This window comes from Paenibacillus sp. ATY16 (genome assembly GCF_003399985.2).
GTDB lineage: Bacteria > Bacillota > Bacilli > Paenibacillales > Paenibacillaceae > Pristimantibacillus > Pristimantibacillus glycanilyticus.
In genome coordinates, this window is the sequence record NZ_NMOK02000023.1 from 111,050 (window position 1) to 126,741 (window position 15,692).

Annotated in this window: 15 protein-coding genes; 2 read left to right on the forward strand and 13 right to left on the reverse strand. The window is 47.6% G+C overall.

The window, feature by feature from the left end; translation table 11 throughout:
• Positions 1-18 precede the first annotated feature (18 nt).
• From CFI03_RS13335 to CFI03_RS13350, 4 genes are all read right to left on the reverse strand, one after another.
• The gene (locus CFI03_RS13335) at positions 19-600 is read right to left on the reverse strand and encodes a manganese efflux pump (RefSeq protein ID WP_248757596.1); all 582 of its coding nucleotides are present in this window, start codon (positions 598-600) and stop codon (positions 19-21) included.
• A gap of 189 nt (positions 601-789) precedes the next feature.
• On the reverse strand, positions 790-1,959 hold the full coding sequence (locus tag CFI03_RS13340) for an MFS transporter (RefSeq protein WP_248757597.1): 1,170 nt from the start codon (positions 1,957-1,959) through the stop codon (positions 790-792).
• A gap of 27 nt (positions 1,960-1,986) precedes the next feature.
• Positions 1,987-2,382 (reverse strand): (R)-mandelonitrile lyase, encoded by a 396-nt coding sequence (locus CFI03_RS13345; protein WP_248757598.1) that lies wholly within the window; start codon positions 2,380-2,382, stop codon positions 1,987-1,989.
• Between the two features lie 38 nt (positions 2,383-2,420).
• A complete protein-coding gene (locus tag CFI03_RS13350; protein WP_248757599.1) occupies positions 2,421-3,470 on the reverse strand; it encodes an NAD(P)-dependent alcohol dehydrogenase in 1,050 nt (349 codons plus the stop codon).
• A 200-nt stretch (positions 3,471-3,670) separates the two neighbouring features.
• On the opposite strand from CFI03_RS13350, the gene CFI03_RS13355 reads away from it, so the two are divergent.
• Positions 3,671-4,228, forward strand: a complete 558-nt coding sequence (locus CFI03_RS13355) for a TetR/AcrR family transcriptional regulator (RefSeq protein WP_248757600.1) — start codon at positions 3,671-3,673, stop codon at positions 4,226-4,228.
• 75 nt (positions 4,229-4,303) lie between these two features.
• Here CFI03_RS13355 and mraY read toward each other — a convergent pair whose 3' ends face one another.
• The 3 genes from mraY to CFI03_RS13370 all read right to left on the reverse strand — a co-directional run bounded on the left by mraY (position 4,304) and on the right by CFI03_RS13370 (position 6,768).
• Positions 4,304-5,257, reverse strand: coding sequence for a phospho-N-acetylmuramoyl-pentapeptide-transferase (mraY, locus tag CFI03_RS13360; RefSeq protein WP_248757601.1), 954 nt, complete (start codon positions 5,255-5,257; stop codon positions 4,304-4,306).
• Between the two features lie 179 nt (positions 5,258-5,436).
• Positions 5,437-5,919 carry an NTTRR-F1 domain gene (locus CFI03_RS13365; protein WP_248757602.1) on the reverse strand — a complete coding sequence of 161 codons (483 nt, stop codon included), beginning with the start codon at positions 5,917-5,919 and terminating at the stop codon, positions 5,437-5,439.
• A gap of 108 nt (positions 5,920-6,027) precedes the next feature.
• Positions 6,028-6,768, reverse strand: coding sequence for a phytanoyl-CoA dioxygenase family protein (locus CFI03_RS13370; RefSeq protein WP_248757603.1), 741 nt, complete (start codon positions 6,766-6,768; stop codon positions 6,028-6,030).
• Positions 6,769-6,934: 166 nt separating this feature from the next.
• Here CFI03_RS13370 and CFI03_RS13375 point away from each other — a divergent pair, with 166 nt between their 5' ends.
• On the forward strand, positions 6,935-7,789 hold the full coding sequence (locus tag CFI03_RS13375; protein WP_248757604.1) for a helix-turn-helix domain-containing protein: 855 nt from the start codon (positions 6,935-6,937) through the stop codon (positions 7,787-7,789).
• 96 nt (positions 7,790-7,885) lie between these two features.
• Here CFI03_RS13375 and CFI03_RS13380 read toward each other — a convergent pair whose 3' ends face one another.
• The 6 genes from CFI03_RS13380 to CFI03_RS13405 form a co-directional block, all read right to left on the reverse strand.
• Positions 7,886-9,229: an ABC transporter substrate-binding protein gene (locus tag CFI03_RS13380; RefSeq protein WP_248757605.1), complete on the reverse strand. Its 1,344-nt coding sequence runs from the start codon at positions 9,227-9,229 to the stop codon at positions 7,886-7,888.
• Between the two features lie 203 nt (positions 9,230-9,432).
• Entirely contained in the window at positions 9,433-10,344 is a 912-nt protein-coding gene (locus CFI03_RS13385) for a glycoside hydrolase family 113 (RefSeq protein WP_248757845.1), read from the reverse strand.
• Between the two features lie 99 nt (positions 10,345-10,443).
• Positions 10,444-11,274, reverse strand: coding sequence for a carbohydrate ABC transporter permease (locus CFI03_RS13390; protein ID WP_127493357.1), 831 nt, complete (start codon positions 11,272-11,274; stop codon positions 10,444-10,446).
• Positions 11,275-11,278: 4 nt separating this feature from the next.
• Complete coding sequence (locus CFI03_RS13395; RefSeq protein WP_248757606.1) at positions 11,279-12,157, reverse strand: carbohydrate ABC transporter permease; 879 nt, start codon at positions 12,155-12,157, stop codon at positions 11,279-11,281.
• A 142-nt stretch (positions 12,158-12,299) separates the two neighbouring features.
• Complete coding sequence (locus tag CFI03_RS13400) at positions 12,300-13,814, reverse strand: response regulator transcription factor (RefSeq protein WP_248757607.1); 1,515 nt, start codon at positions 13,812-13,814, stop codon at positions 12,300-12,302.
• Positions 13,811-15,679 carry a sensor histidine kinase gene (locus tag CFI03_RS13405; RefSeq protein WP_248757608.1) on the reverse strand — a complete coding sequence of 623 codons (1,869 nt, stop codon included), beginning with the start codon at positions 15,677-15,679 and terminating at the stop codon, positions 13,811-13,813. Before CFI03_RS13405 ends, CFI03_RS13400 begins: the two co-directional genes overlap by 4 nt.
• Positions 15,680-15,692: the final 13 nt, after the last annotated feature.

A 15,692-nucleotide genomic window follows, 5' to 3' on the forward strand; every position in this document is an offset into this window, starting at 1 on the left:
ATAAAAAGGCCTGCAGGCTCAGATGATAATCTCGTAAATGCCAATGCAAATTAAAATAATTCCCCCTATTGCATTGGAATACTTTCCAACTACCGTATTGGATATTTGGTGTCCGAGACTTGACCCCAATGCAATGGTGATAATCGAGAACGCTCCTACCGAAATCGTGGTTCCCCAAGCCGATACACCGGTAACACCCGCCCCTAATCCGCTGGCAATGCAATTTAACGAAAGCGCAATTCCAAGCGTCCATGTTTCTTTCCAAGTAATGATGACCTCTCCGACTTGGTCTGCCCTATGTGATTTTTGAGCATTTGATGCTTTCCTTCTGTTTGTCGCCATCAGGGACTTGATTATCGCCCACAAGCCAATGGCCATAATCATACTGCCGCCAATGGCATTCGCAAAGGTTGGTGACGTATAAGTTGCAATCAGATGTCCGCATCTTATTGCGATATAAGCGGATAGCGTTGATAAGGCGGCAATAAGCAGGTTAGAACGAATAGGAATTTTTATACGCCGGGTGCCAAAGGAAAAGCCGATTCCCAAATTGTCTAAATTAGATGCAAGACCGATCCCCAAAATACTAAGCCAATGCAATTTCCTTCCCGTCTCCCCTCTTGCTGACAATAGTTCATGTTATGCCGGCTTTTCTTTATGGGTTCCTGCCTAGAGTTGCTGCGGTTTAAACGTACAGAGGCATGTCTCCGGCATGTACCGCAAGCCAAAAAATAAAGAAGCATGAATGGAATACGTCCATGCTTCTTTATTTTACGATTCAGCCTTTTATCAAGTGAATTGTTTTGCGTTAATAGAGGAGGAGCTTCTCAGCAATACGGAAATGGAGCTTAACAGCAAAAATAGAAATCCGCCTAACACAACGTACGGCGTACCCATTCCGGTAATAAATAGTCCGCATACCGTCGCTCCAAAGGTTGTTCCTAAATTGGCTGATGTCAGAAATAATCCGTTGGCGAACTCTGGCGCCTCCGGAGCAGCGGACGTTATCCAGTATTGGTTGATATTCGCCCCGATACCTGCCACTACTCCCCAAATTACTATAATGAGGAACATGGAAATGCCGATTTGTCCCATAGAAAGCATAAAGATGTAAACCGCGCCAAGCGCAAAAGGAAAAATAACGGCGCATTTATAAGCGTATGTTGCGAGAAGTTTTCCTGCCAGGAAGTTTCCGATGATATTGGCCGCTCCGTAAAGGAACAACGCAAAGCTGACCGTGCTCCAAGCCAAATTCGTAACGGCTTCCAAATACTCGGCAAGATAGCTATACACGCCGTATACGGCTCCGTTCATAAAAATAACGGCGGCGATGGAGAGCCAAATGGCCGATTTTTTCAGTACGCTTACTTGTGTCCCATAGGAAACTTTTTCGCTAACGGGCATGGCCGGCACAAAAAGAAGGGTTGCCAAAAACACGAGCGCATTCACAAGAGCAAGGAATATCATTGCCATGCTTAAGGAGGTAGCTTCGGCAATTAGACTAGTGACAGGCACACCAAGAACCATGCCAGCCGATACTCCGATAAATATTTTTGAGACTGCTTTTGGAGCCTCTTCCTTGCTGACAGAAGAAGCAGCTACCGTAAACGCAAGTGATACGTATACTGGATGAAAAAGGGCTGGAATCACCCGCACAATCAATAACAAGGTAAAATTGGACGTTGCCGCGGAGACCGCATTGCCGAGAATAAAAATAGCGAGCACAAGCAGCATTGTTGTCTTGCGATTCATGCGCGAGAACAATAAAGGCGTAATTGGACCGGATACGGCAATGGCCAGCGCAAAAAGACTAACCGCCAGCCCGGCGGTGGCTATGCTGACAGCATAGTGCTCGGCTATTATCGGCAATATTCCAATAACGCCCATCTCGGTATTTAATATCCCAAAGACGCCTAATGCCAAAATAATAATCAGCCATTTATTCCGTTCTACAGTCAATAGAAATCATCCTCATGTCGCACCCGATCAGCCTTGATACTGATCGTCGCTTACTTTCTCCAGCCATTCGACCGCCTTGCCGTCCAGACGCTCCTGTATGGCAATATGAGTCATCGCGGTCGTTGGAGAAGCGCCATGCCAATGCTTCTCTCCCGGCGGGAACCAGACCACGTCTCCGGGGAAAATGTCCTCAATTGGTCCTCCCCAGCGTTGTATCCGTCCGCTGCCCGCGGTTACAATCAACGTCTGGCCAAGCGGATGCGTATGCCACGCGGTCCTTGCTCCCGGCTCGAACGTCACGCTTGCTCCGGCAGCGCGTGCAGGGTCTGGCGCTTCAAACAGAGGATCAATACGCACCGTTCCCGTAAAATAATCAAACGGTCCTTTACCGGAAGGCTGAGAGCCAATTCTTTTGATGGTCATTTTAAAATTCCTCCATTTCGTATTCGTTCAATAAGATCTTACTGATTCATCATCGTGCTGACGTCAATGACAAATCTATACCTGACATCCGAAGCCAATACGCGCTCCCAAGCTTCATCGATCTGATTGGCTGAAATGACTTCGATTTCGGGAGTAATCCGGTGTTCAGCGCAAAAGTCCAGCATCTCCTGCGTTTCGCGAATTCCGCCGATAGACGAACCGGCAAACGAACGGCGCTGAGGAATCAACGAGAATACTTGAACCGGCAGCGGCTCCGATGGAGCACCAACGTTGACTAATGTACCGTCCACGGCCAAGAGCGAAAGGTACGCATTAATATCGATCTTCGCGCTTACCGTATTTACGATAAGATCAAAGGAACCAGCCAGTTGCTTGAACGTCTCCGGATCGCTTGTCGCATAATAATAATCCGCGCCAAGCTGCAGACCGTCTTCTTTCTTCTTCAAGGATTGCGATAATACCGTTACCTCTGCTCCCATGGCGTGAGCGAGCTTAACGGCCATATGTCCAAGCCCGCCAAGTCCCACAACGGCAATCTTTTTGCCCGGAGCGGCTCCCCAATGTCGCAGCGGCGAATACGTAGTAATGCCGGCGCACAAAAGCGGGGCGGCCGCGTCTAGCGCCAACGCGTCGGGAATTTTAACCACGAATTCTTCCTTAACGACGATATGGGTGGAATAACCGCCTTGCGTATATTGCCCGTAGCGGTCGATAGAGCCGTAAGTACCGGTCATTCCTTCCAGGCAATACTGTTCTTTCCCCTTATGGCAGTTTGCGCACTTCCCGCAGGAATCAACCATGCAGCCTACTCCAACCCGGTCGCCAACGTTATACTTGGTTACTTCCGAACCAACCTTAGAGACAATTCCGGCAATCTCGTGACCCGGAACAAAAGGATATTGTACAGGCCCCCATTCCCCCCTGGCGGAATGGATATCGGAGTGGCAAATTCCGGCAAACTTAATTTCTATAAGGATATCACGAGGCTGCAGTTCCCTGCGTTCGATAGCCGTGAGCTCGAAAGTACCTTCTTGACTAAATGTTGCGCGTGCATGAGCTGTAATCATTGTTCAACCTCCCGGTAGACTATTCGAATAAACATTCAACATGAACTGGATAAACAAAACACATTGTTTAATCAACTCATGTTCATTATTATATAACTTAGAAGATCGCATTCAATGGTTAAAAACTCGGATTATGTTGATATATCAACACGAAAGACAAAAATGTTAATTATCTTTACGAAAGCCAGGTGACTATTTTCATGCCCAAAGTAGATCGGAGAATTCTTAAAACGCAGGAATCATTAAAACACGCGGTTATCGATCTAATGTCGGAAAAAAGCTTTGACGAAATTACGATTCAGGATATCGCGGACCGGGCAAACCTAAATCGCGGAACGATTTACCTGCATTATCAGGATAAATACGACTTACTCGATAAACTCATCGAAACGCACTTAAATGAATTGGGAGAAATGGATAAATGGGCATGCGAAATGGATTGGGTTGACGCGCTGGTTCCTTATTTCAACTATTTCGAAGAGAATTATCTTTTTTTCTCCACGATGCTTGCCAGCAAAGAAGCGAAAGGTGCCCCATCCTCTTTCCGAACCCGGCTGCTGAACTCTTTTATGGAAGGCTTCAAAGGTGAAATTGACAGGGAAAGCGACAGAAATACCGATTTGAGCGAGGATGTTATGCTGCAGTATGCAGGGACTGCTTATGTAGGGGTAATTGAGTGGTGGATCAGGAACGGAATGCCCCATCCCCCGGAAGTTATGGCGAAGCAAGTCGGGGTTTTATTGGAGCGAAGTCTTTAATATCGACCGCTGCTGGTCAACTAAATAAACACTGACCCTCTAAGGCGCCAGTGCTTATCCATTACCTTTGCATGTTCATCGCATGTACTTCCAAAAAACCCAACAGATTAAGGCGGAGATCCAAGATACGAATCCGAAAATAATGACGATCTTATTCTCGCTCCAGCCATATTTCAAACTGAAATGGTAGTGAATCGGAGCCATCCGGAACAATCTCTTTTTCGTTCGCTTGTAATACCAGACCTGCAGAATGACCGATAGTTGTTCCGCTATATAGACTGAAAATAATATCGGAATAAGAATTTCAACCTTTTCAATAACAGCTAGGAAGGTTAGCGATCCGCCAATCGCAAGCGAGCCGGTATCTCCCATAAAAGCCTTGGCCGGATAAATATTGTATAGGAATAACCCCAGCAGGCAGCCAATCATCACTAACGAAAAAGTCTTAATTTCTGTTTTGTCCGAGATCATAAAGAAGAAAAAATAAGTTGGGATTGAGACGTTAATCAGCAATCCGTCGAGCCCATCGGTAAAGTTAATCGCATTCGCGGAGCCGACAATAAACAGCATCATGAGAATCAAGTATACCCACACCGGCAGGTGAATTGCTAAATGATGAAGCAGCAGAATATCGGAGCTCAAATGAAATTGAGTCAACAGAATATACAGCAATAGAATCGTAAACGCAAACTGGAATACCAGCTTTGTCTTCCCCGAAATGCCCGAAGGATCCTGAAAGGCCGCCTTCTTCATATCATCCATAAAGCCTACCAGGCTGAATAGGACAAACGTTGCTCCCAGAAAAAGCACAAGCGGACTGGGATGGAAATAAACCGAGGTAAACACGCCGGTAAGCAAAATAAGACCGGCCATCAGCGGCGTGCCGCGCTTGGCCTGATGATCCGCCGGCAGCTCAACCCGAATAGGCTGAAGCAGCTTCAGGCTGCGCAGCCCCCATATCAAGACAGGAGTAAACAAGGTCACAATAACAAATGAAATACTTAACGCAACAAGTAACGAAGTATCCACCTCAGCCGCTCTCCCCCAACCGCTAACCTGCTTTTCTCCTACTATGCTTATCCAATATTTTACTGCGGTATGATTCCATCTACAATGACTCATCAATGATAATTGCATTATAAATCTTCAAGAAAAGGAAAAAGGGAAGAACAGGACGCGCCTGTTGCTTCCCTTTTCATTTGCTTGCATCAGCCAAGATCCAACGCGCTGTTCAGCAGCTGGACATCGTCGACGAATAAGTCTACCGAATTGGCCAGCGAACCGTTCATAATGAAGATTTGAGCTATAGTCCCTCCCGAAAAGGCAGGCTCCACGTGAAAGTAGGCGGTCTTCCAGTTGTTCGCCGTGCCATCCGGCAGACGGGAAGGTATCGTAGCCAAAAGACCCGTATTCTGAAAGACAAGCCCGGTCGTAAAGTAAAAGACTCCGATAATGACCGACGGTCCAAGCCCGGAGCCGTTCTTCGACAACGAAACCATCAGCTCGAAGCTGTTGCCGTCAGGTACGCTCACGAGCTTATAGATATAGGAGCCGGACGTCCCTCCTGCAACTTGGGCGGAGTTCGAGCCTGTCGGACTGTAAGTCGAGTTGAGAGTGACAGTCCCGGAGGTTACCCATCCCGTCAGCCCCGATTCGAATCCGCTATTCGTGACATAATTAACGATACTCATCGCATGTTTCCCCCTCATAAATGGATGGTGAAGCTATCTCATTTTATGAAGGCTTGTACGGCTTGGTTCTTCCAATGGCCTGTCTTGAAGCCTATTTCATAGATTCGCTTATTCGTTAACAAACTGGCTTCCTGCTATGTTTTTGCCGCGTGCGAGCCAGACCTTAAATCCGGGATTCTTCTCCGGAATGACTCTCGCTTCGGTAGAGAAGTACCGCATGGTATAGCCGCATCTGCGAAAGGGACTGGTGTTCGCTGCTGCTCCATGAATAATTCTCGAATCATGCAAGGAGCACTCTCCAGGCTCCAGTTCGAAGTATACAGCCTCCGAATCATTCACTTTCTTAATCTGACTGTTGAAAATATTGCTGTCTTCGCTTACAGACTCATATTCAGAAAAGCCGTTGTTGTGAGTCCCCGGAATGACTCTCATGCAGCCGTTTTCCTTATTGCTTCGATCGATTGCCAGCCAGACGGTTACAATCTTGTCCATTCTGTCGATTCTGCCTTTCCAATAGGCCGAATCCTCATGCCACGGAGTCTGTTTACCCACAAACGGCTCCTTGGCTATAAAATGGCTGGACCAAAGTCCGATATTAGGGCCAATTAACGGCTCCACCAGGTCCAGCACCTCTTCGCTGAGCAAAAACTTTAACAAGCGTTCATCGCGGAAGTGCGGAGTGTCCAGCTCGCTATTCAGCTTTTTTCCTACCGCAGCCCATTGCTCTTCGAATATTTCGGATAGCTCTTGCATTTTTTCAGGTGAAAACAAAGGCTTTTTTTGAAGAAGGTACCCATTCTTCGCATAATAGGATACATCGTCATTCGTAAGCAATAAATTTGACATCATTTTCTCACTCCTTCAAATGATTCTCTGCATTCTCATCATAAATTTCTTCGTGTTTATTCAGCTACTTATCCATTCGGAGAAACGATGCATATTTTAGGATTCAGCAAAATCAACTTTATATCTACCAGGAAATCCGATATAGTCATATCAAAAAAGGTGAGATTTTATGACTGTCGAGTGGACTCCCGAAAGGTTATTGAATGAAAATTACTTAGACGCTTCCTCGCCATTTCGCATATACGAGCATTCGATTACCAACAAAATTGAGACGCATTGGCATGAATTTTTCGAAATTGCCTTTGTTCTTTCGGGCAGTGGCGTACATACGCTTAATGGCGTATCGAGGAGATTGGAGCGCGGCTTGCTGTTTCTGCTGACTCCGGCTGATTTCCATGAAATCGCACCTGACCCCGGGGAGACCATCCGCTTATACGATTTAATTTTTCTGGAATCCTTTATTAAGTACGACCTCTTAGAGCTCATCTACGCAAACTCTCCCTATTCGTATCCATTCGAGCCGAAGGAAGCCGATCAATTGGAGGAACTTTGCCGAAGAATATGGGATGAAACCCGGAACGCCGACATCGGTCACTCCATCCTTATTCAAGGAGCGCTTGAACGATTATTAATAGACCTGGCAAGGGCTTGCAGAAAATCTACTCCGGCAGCTCGTGAGGGTTCTTCCGCCCCCCATCTCCTTCATCCTTCGCTTCGCCGAGGCTTGGTCTATATGCATCATCATTTTAGAGAGCCGCTCACTCTTGCCAAGGTAGCTAATTATGCGGGTCTATCCGCCACTTATTTCAGCGAATGCTTCAGCAAGCAAGTCGGCCTGTCCTATCAGAATTACCTGCAGCAATTAAGACTGAAGTTCGCCAAATCGCTTCTGGCCTCCACAGAGCTGACGATTACCGAGGTATGCTTTGCAGCAGGCTTCAACACCGTGCCGCATTTCGAGAGAGTCTTTAAACAAACGTATCATCAAACGCCAAGCGGTTATGCAAAACAAAAGCTTAACTAGCCCCCGATTATGGGAGAAATAATCGTTCTTCATTCCAGCCAGCCACAATAAAAAGCCTCGCTTCGGCTATCCCGAAGCGAGGCTTTCAGCTTTTGCCTAGTAGCCCAAAGCTGTTTTTGCGTCTTTCCATTTTTTATTTAATTTATCGAATGCAGCTTTGAGATCATCGGCTACAATATACTCTTGAACGTAATCGCCAGTTCCGATGCCGATTTGCGCTTTGTTCGCGATTTCATTGTATTTAGGATCCGTTGCTTCGCTTTCGATTAGCGTCGGGTTCAGCGCTTGGAACTCCGCCAACTGCGGAATAGAGGATTGCGCCGACTTGTCGATTGGCATAAAGCCGGAATCTTCAACGTAGCCGGATTCTTTTACGAAGAACTCTACCCATGCTTTAGCGAGATCCTTGTTTTTGCTGTCTTTGCTTACGGCTACGAAATAGTCGGAACCAAGCGGTGCGTTGTATTTGCCGCTGTTATCGTATGGAAGAGGGAAGAAGCCGATATCCTCCGATGCTGCGCCCGCACCGATAATTTGAGGGATTACCCAGTTGCCAAGGAAATACATGGCCGCTTTGCCGCTTGCTACTTCGCCTTTGGACATTTCCCAGTTGTTCGTGTACAAGTCTTTCTCTACATAACCTTTTTCAACGAATGTACGGCCGATGGTTGCGAGCGTGCCCCAGGCGTTATCCAATTGGAACGGCGCATCGTCGGATACTTGCTTCGTAGCGAATTGCGGGTCGCCGTTTACGTACCAAGCGGAGCCATCTCCCCAATTGCCCATCGGCCATTGCGCGCCATAGTTCATGTACAGCGGCGTGATCTTCGCAGCTTTCAGCTTTTCGGCATCGGCATAAAGCTCATCGAGCGTTGTTGGCACTTTATCAATGCCCGCAGCCGCGAATGCTTTCTTGTTGTATACGATACCTTGCGTGTTAACGCCGGTCGATAGACCGTAACGCTTGCCGTCAAACAACGTGTTGTCCGCGAAATAAACGTTGTTGAACCATTCATCCGGAAGCGGCTCGAAATATTTGCCGTATTCCGATGTAGCCAGGCCTGCCGGGATCATCAATACGTCGCCGGCTTCCCCGGTCGTCAACCGGACTTGAATGTCCGTTGCATAGTTCGTAAGGCCTTCGAATTCGATCTTCGCGTTTGGATATTTTTCCTTGAACTTTGCCGCATACCGGTCGAACGTTCCATCGTTTACGTAGTCCGTTCTTTGCGTAAGTACTTTAATCGTGCCGCTCAGATCGCTTGGAGCATCCGTCGTTTCAGCATCTTTCAAACCGGCGTCGTTAGAAGCTGCAGCATTGTTAGTGCCGGAATTCGTAGCCGTTCCCGCATTGTTATTACCTGCATTGTTGCCTCCGCAGGCTGCCGTGAGGACGACTGTTAAAGCAAGAACCAACGAGACCGCAAATCTTTTTTCCATCGAAAGTTACCCCCTGCAATTCGAATTTAACAACTTCCATTTGCTTTGTTCCACGCTTTGGTATCGCTTACATCATCATCATAGCTTCTGGAAAAACAAATTCATATGAAGTTTTTTTGTTTTTATTGTCATCAATTATGCTAACATTTTTTGTTTTGTTAGGTTAGAAGACAATAGAAGACTACGATTAGGGCGTATCTCCATCAGTTCCTTCGCCCATAATGCTCGCTTATGACTGCAGCTGCGATTTTGCCATACATGCAGTAATCGTCATTGTTTGCAGCTTCCTCACTCTTATACAATCGTGCCGGCCAATCCCACAGCATATACCCCTGCATCCATTCGCGCTTCGAGCAAGCTGCGAACATGGCTTCGTAATAACGCTTTTGTTCGAGCTCGGAAGGACCTCCGGGAAGCGACCAATCATTGGGCTTCGCTGGCGAACCCTCACGGCTTGGACAACCGGCCTCCATGAAGAAGAACGGTTTGTCCCAAGACTTCACGGCCGCTTCGATCCGATCGAGCTGAGCTTCCCATTGATCAATGGGATAATAGCCGCTGGAGGAAATAATATCGACGGCATCCCACCAGGTGACCCGCTCCTCCTGATACTTGTCGCAATTATAGGTAATAAGCCCGCTGTAGATTTCACGAACCTCCGCAATTAAAGCGCGCCATTCCTTATCGCGTTTGTCGGTCTGCACCATTTCGCAGCCGATACAGAGCATCTCGCAGCCTTCCGCTTCCGCAATAGCGGCATAATGCTTAATGAAAGAACGATAAGAACGGAACCACTCCGCCCAGCTCGGTTCGCCGGGCACCTCATCATCGAAGAAATTAATGTGAGCCCGCCAAGTCCCGTTTGCACAGTTAACGACCGGCTTCAAGCATACTTTTAATCCATGCCGCTTGGCTTCCCGGATCGCCCACAACACTTCATCGTCCGTTACGGTTGGTTCATTCCAATAAGGAATCACGGTGGACTGCGGAGTTTCTTGATTGGCGGCAAGAGCGATCGCCACCCAGTTTACATTCAGCTTCGTCATCTCCGACATGGAGTGCGCAGCTTCGGGACTTGCCCAAGTGCCGCGCACGCCGGTCCACCCCCACGTCATTCCGTTCACAAATTCATTCCATGGTTTCAACGTTGATGCACTCCCTCATGAATTCCTTTTGTAGGATATTTCTTTTATTGAATAACTTAGTTCATCCCGCTACTTAACCGCGCCATTCGTAACTCCCGCAAAAATATAACGCTGGAGGAACAGGAACAGCAGCAGCGTCGGAATGAAAATTATAAGAATGCCGGCGGATATGACGTTTAATTGGGCAGCATTTGGTCCGACAAAGGAATAAATGGCTGTCGATACGACCTTCAGCTTCTGGCTCGGCATATATAAGTACGGGGTATAGAAATCGTTATAAATCGAAATGGTTTTCAGGATAACAAGCGTTGCCGTGGCAGGTCCGAGCAGCGGGAAAATAATAGAACGGTAAATCCGGAACAGAGAAGCCCCTTCCATCATCGCGCTTTCGTCCAAGTCCTTCGGAATGCTATTCACAAACTGCAAATAAATAACGATCTGAAGCACGTCTGCGCCCAAATACAAAATGATCGGACCGCCCATCGTATTGTACAGATGCAGCGATTTAATAACGCTGAACGTAGCAACCTGGGTCGTTACCATCGGAATAACTTGGGCAATCAGATACATCCCCATAATCGGCTTTTTCAGCTTGAAATCGAATCTTCCGACCGCATAAGCGACCATCGTTCCGAACAAAACATTGCCGGCAACCGCAATAACGAGAATGATTAGAATATTTTTAAAGCCCAGCCCAAGCTTGCCGATCTCGATAACCTTGCTGAAGTTCTCAAAGTTGAATAAATCAGCTGGCATTCGGAGCCCGGACTGGTAATATTCCCGCTGCGTCTTGAAGGCGCCGATAAATACGGAATACAAGGGAAAGAACACGACGAACAAGGCCATGGCCAGCGTCACGTATTTGAATATCGTAAAGGAGAATGACTCTTCTCGTTTCATCCCGTTACCTCTCCTCTCTGAACAGCAGCTTGCGTTGAATTACGATGAATACAAGCACCATGATGAGTAGTATCACTGCCATTGCGGAAGCTAGACCGAAGTTCTGGTACTTGAACGCCGTGTCCACGGTCTTAATGACGAAGGTCGATGTATCATTCGCGCCTAGCAGCATGACATATGGAATATCGAAAGCTTCGAGCGCTCCGGTCAAGGTCAGGATTAACATCAGCTCCGTTACTTTGCGGATGCTCGGCAGCGTAATGAACCGGAACTTCTGTCTGCCGTTAGCCCCGTCGATGGATGCTGCTTCGTACAAGTCGCTTGGAATGGATTGAAGCGCTCCGATAAAAATAACCATGTTGAGCCCCATGTACTTCCACATCGAGATAAAAGCAAGCGAGAAATTAACGAGATGCTTGTTGCCAAGCCAGCTCTGCTGCCAGGATTCCAATCCGATCGAGCCAAGCAGCACGTTAAGCGACCCGTATTCCATGTGATACAAGTTTTTGAACATGATCACGGTTGCAACGCTATGAAGGACGTAAGGGATGAACAACATGGCTCGGAATCCGTTGCGGCCGCGCAGCTTGCCCGTTAGGATAACGGCGAAATAGAGCGATAACGCAACCTGGATAAGTCCTCCGATAAAATAATAGAGGTTATTCTTCAGCGCGCCGAACACTTCCGGCTTCGTGAAAATTTCCTTGTAATTGTCGAGGCCGATGAAATTCATATCCCAGCTTAATCCACTCCAATCGGTCAAGCTGTAATAGACCAAGGAGATGGCTGGATAATAAGAGAAGGTCAGCGACAGCAGAACGGGAATCGTTAAAAACCCGAATAAAATAAGATAACGCTGCGTTTTATAACTGAAATTAAACAATAGGCTCCCTCGCTTTCTGTTTGATGACTGCAGGCTGAGTTGTTAACGCTTACATCATATTATAAGAGAAAGGCTCTATTAATTTAATGGACTCCGTTATTTTTTATTGTCTTCAATTTTGCTAACTTTCGCCTAACAACAACTACCTAACAATGTCACGGTATTCCTTGGGTGTTTTACCGGTCATTTTTTTGAACACTTTCGTAAAATACGCTGGATCCGCATAACCTACCATCTCTCCAATCATGTAGGTTTTCAGGCCATACTCATCGCGAAGCAGACGCTTGGCCTGTTCGATTCTCTCCGAAGTCAAATAGTCGGTTATCGTCTCGCCCGTCTCGGTTTTAAACAGCTTACTCAGATAGCTGGGCGTCAAATAGACAAGATCAGCCAGACGCTGCAGCTCGATTTCTTCCGTATAGTGCTTCTGGAGATAGGCTTTAATGGTTTCAACCGCTTTATTCTCGGAACGCCCCTGCTCAAGCGTATGGAAACGGTCGCTCATATCCGAGCGCAGTTGAGCGGCAAAGGCTCGCCAATCCTCGAAGCTCTCGGGAGCAATGTTCTTGCCGGGCTCTCCGCCAACCGACGGCTGCCGGTCAAGCCTTTGCTTTATTTCCTCGCTTATAAGCACATGCATGTCCGAGCATACTTCCCTCAGCTCATCCCAATGGAAACGGTATTGGGCACACTCCGTCAGCCAGCTCTCGAAAGCGCGGCTTGCCAGAGCAACGTCGCATACCTGAAGGGCTGGCAAAACCTCCTTATCGATAATGCGGAGCAAGCGATATCTCTCTTCCTTATGCGCCGTTTGGTTACTAACTCCCGAGCATCCGCGAAGCTCATTATTATACCAAGCCTGTTGAAAAGCGGCCGAAGCCTCGCGATAAGCCTGCCCAAGGCGGCTGCTGCCGCTAAAAACACTGCTGTATCCGATCTTTGCTTTCGTAAAGCCAGGCAATCGCTGCAGCAGCGTTACCGCCAGATCCCGCACCGTATTGGCGTGATCATTCTGTCCAATTGCGATAATGAGAGCCTGTCGCAAACTCTCGTTCCTTACGATTTTGCGTTCACGCTGCCAATCGCTAGTCCATTTCTCAAGATGCTCATCGGTTATAGCCGGATCACCGCCTACAAGCAATACGGCGTAATGCTCAGCAAACAACCGGCTGCGGTCAAGCTCGCCGCTTACTTCCTCTTTTAATAAAGCAGGCAGTTGCCTGTCTTCAGCAAAAAGCAGCAGACTGACCAAATCTTCCGATTCCAGACGTCTGCGGTTATTCTCCTGCCTGACTTCCGTCTCCACCTTCGCAAGCATACGGTTCAGTTCGTCCAAATTAACGGGTTTAAGCAAATAATCCTTAACCTCATAGCGCAGCGCCTCGCGCACGTATTCGAAATCATTGAAGCCGCTCAGGACGGCGAATTTCGCCTTTTTCCGCATGCCGTTCACTTTTGAAATAAGCTGAATTCCGGTCATTTGCGGCATTTTAATATCCGTAATAATTAAATCCGGCTCCAGATGCTCGATTTCGTCCAGAAGCTCCTGACCGCTGCCGTAAGAGCCGATAATGACGTAGTTCTCTCCTGCCTGTTCGATCAGCTTGCACAATCCGAGTCTAATTCGTTCTTCGTCATCGACTACGATAATGTTCATAAGGTCATTCCCCCCTGTTTAGATTGAATAGGAAGTTTAATGGACACCGTTGTTCCTTCGCCTGGCACGCTGTCCACCGTAATGCCGTAAGCAGCGCCATAGCGTAATTTTAGCCGCTCGTTCACATTTCTCAGACCGATGCCGCGGCCTTCCCATACCGGCATTTGCTCCGCATCGAGCATGCTTCGCAGCCGCTGCAGCGCTTTCTGATCCATGCCGCTGCCCTCGTCTTTGACGATAAAATATTGATCTCCGCCGGCTTGCCTATAACCGATTGAAATAACTAAGTCTCCCGTCTGTTCGTCGTACGCATGATTAATCGCATTCTCAACGATTGGCTGGAAAAGCAGCTTCATGACTTCGATTTTCCCAACCGCGGGATCCTCCGGCAGCTTTAAGGAATACCGCGTTCCGTAACGATAGCTTAAAAGCTGCATATACATTCTTAAATGCTCCCATTCCTGCTCGGCCTGCACGGTCTCGCTTCCGGCATGAATGCTGTAGCGGAGCTGCTGCCCGAGCAGCTGCACCATCTGCCCTACTTCCGGATCATCATTAATGACCGCAGTCATCCGAATCGATTCAAGCGTGTTATAAATGAAATGAGGATTGATCTGACGCTGCAGACTCTCCAGCTCGATTTGTTTCTTGCGCTGCTCGATCCGGTAAATATCGTCAATTAAAGAGACGATACGCGCCATCATCCGGTTAAACGCGTTGCCCACCATCCCTACTTCATCGCGCCGCTTGATGGGGAACATCACATCCAGCTTCCCGGATTGAACCTGCTTCATCAGCTTAACGAGCGAGCGCAGCGGTTTGGTTAACGCGAAAATAGTGATAAGAGAGATGACAAGGGCCAGACACATCGTGGAAATGGCAGCCGCCGTTGTATAATTGCGTGTTCGCAATGCCTCGGACTTGAGCTGCTTCTCCGGGATTGAGATCAGCATCAGCCAACCGGATACCTCCGATTTGCGGTATATGACCAACTGCGAATGATCCTTGTCTCCGATATGGAAGCTGCCTTCTTTGCCGGTTACCTGCTTAAGCAGCTCATTATCCGATAGATTTTGCAGCAAGTATTTTTGCTCACTGTCGTAAATGACGTTCTTCTGCTCATCCAGGATGAGCGTTGTTCCATGCGTCGTCGCATCCAAATCTCGCACAATATTCGTAATGACCGAAATGTTCGCATCAACGGCGATGAGTCCGATAGGGTTATAGGATTTATCAATGATTTCGCGGACAACCGTAAATACATACTGCTTGCGGTTAACCGTGGTCACTTCCTGCGTGCTGACCAGCACAGGCTTGCCATGCGCTTCATCCGCAATTTGCTGCCAGTTCCCATAATAGTCGCTTAGATTCGATCGTACGCCCCCGCTCTTTATCACATAATAGGAATTGCCGTAACGGTCGAACAAATAGATATTGCTTGTACCCTCTTTAATATTGTTCATGAAATAGATGCTGCTCTCGATCTTGCGCTGAATCTTAAGCCTGACCGTATCATCCGCTGCCGATTTGTCCGTTAGTGTCCCTTTCGCTTCAAGCTCCTTCGCGTAATAGTCGTTGGACTGTTTCAACCCGGCTTGGATCTCATCCAAATAAGACGGGATTATCGAAATTTTTTTCATATCCACCGTGTAATCGTCCAGCTTGCCGATCATCTTATCGGTGAGCTCCGATGCATAAGATACCGTGTTCCTTTCAATCGTTTGCGTGTATCGCTGCGCGGACAATAAAGTAAGCAAAGCTATGGGAACCAGAATAAGCAGCACAAAAACGATTAACAGCTTCGCTTCCATCCGCGTAGACGGCCATTCGGTCCATATTCGCAAACGGGAACTCCATTTACTCAAATTGTCATCTCCT

What these genes read in the sequence shown, in the direction of transcription:
- CFI03_RS13345 (WP_248757598.1), bottom strand. Translation starts at nt 2,382, where the DNA reads ATGACCATCAAAAGAATTGGCTCTCAGCCTTCCGGTAAAGGACCGTTT.
- CFI03_RS13350 (WP_248757599.1), bottom strand. Translation starts at nt 3,470, where the DNA reads ATGATTACAGCTCATGCACGCGCAACATTTAGTCAAGAAGGTACTTTC.
- CFI03_RS13355 (WP_248757600.1), top strand. Translation starts at nt 3,671, where the DNA reads ATGCCCAAAGTAGATCGGAGAATTCTTAAAACGCAGGAATCATTAAAA.
- CFI03_RS13365 (WP_248757602.1), bottom strand. Translation starts at nt 5,919, where the DNA reads ATGAGTATCGTTAATTATGTCACGAATAGCGGATTCGAATCGGGGCTG.
- CFI03_RS13370 (WP_248757603.1), bottom strand. Translation starts at nt 6,768, where the DNA reads ATGATGTCAAATTTATTGCTTACGAATGACGATGTATCCTATTATGCG.
- CFI03_RS13375 (WP_248757604.1), top strand. Translation starts at nt 6,935, where the DNA reads ATGACTGTCGAGTGGACTCCCGAAAGGTTATTGAATGAAAATTACTTA.
- CFI03_RS13380 (WP_248757605.1), bottom strand. Translation starts at nt 9,229, where the DNA reads ATGGAAAAAAGATTTGCGGTCTCGTTGGTTCTTGCTTTAACAGTCGTC.
- CFI03_RS13385 (WP_248757845.1), bottom strand. Translation starts at nt 10,344, where the DNA reads ATGACGTGGGGGTGGACCGGCGTGCGCGGCACTTGGGCAAGTCCCGAA.
- CFI03_RS13390 (WP_127493357.1), bottom strand. Translation starts at nt 11,274, where the DNA reads ATGAAACGAGAAGAGTCATTCTCCTTTACGATATTCAAATACGTGACG.
- CFI03_RS13400 (WP_248757607.1), bottom strand. Translation starts at nt 13,814, where the DNA reads ATGAACATTATCGTAGTCGATGACGAAGAACGAATTAGACTCGGATTG.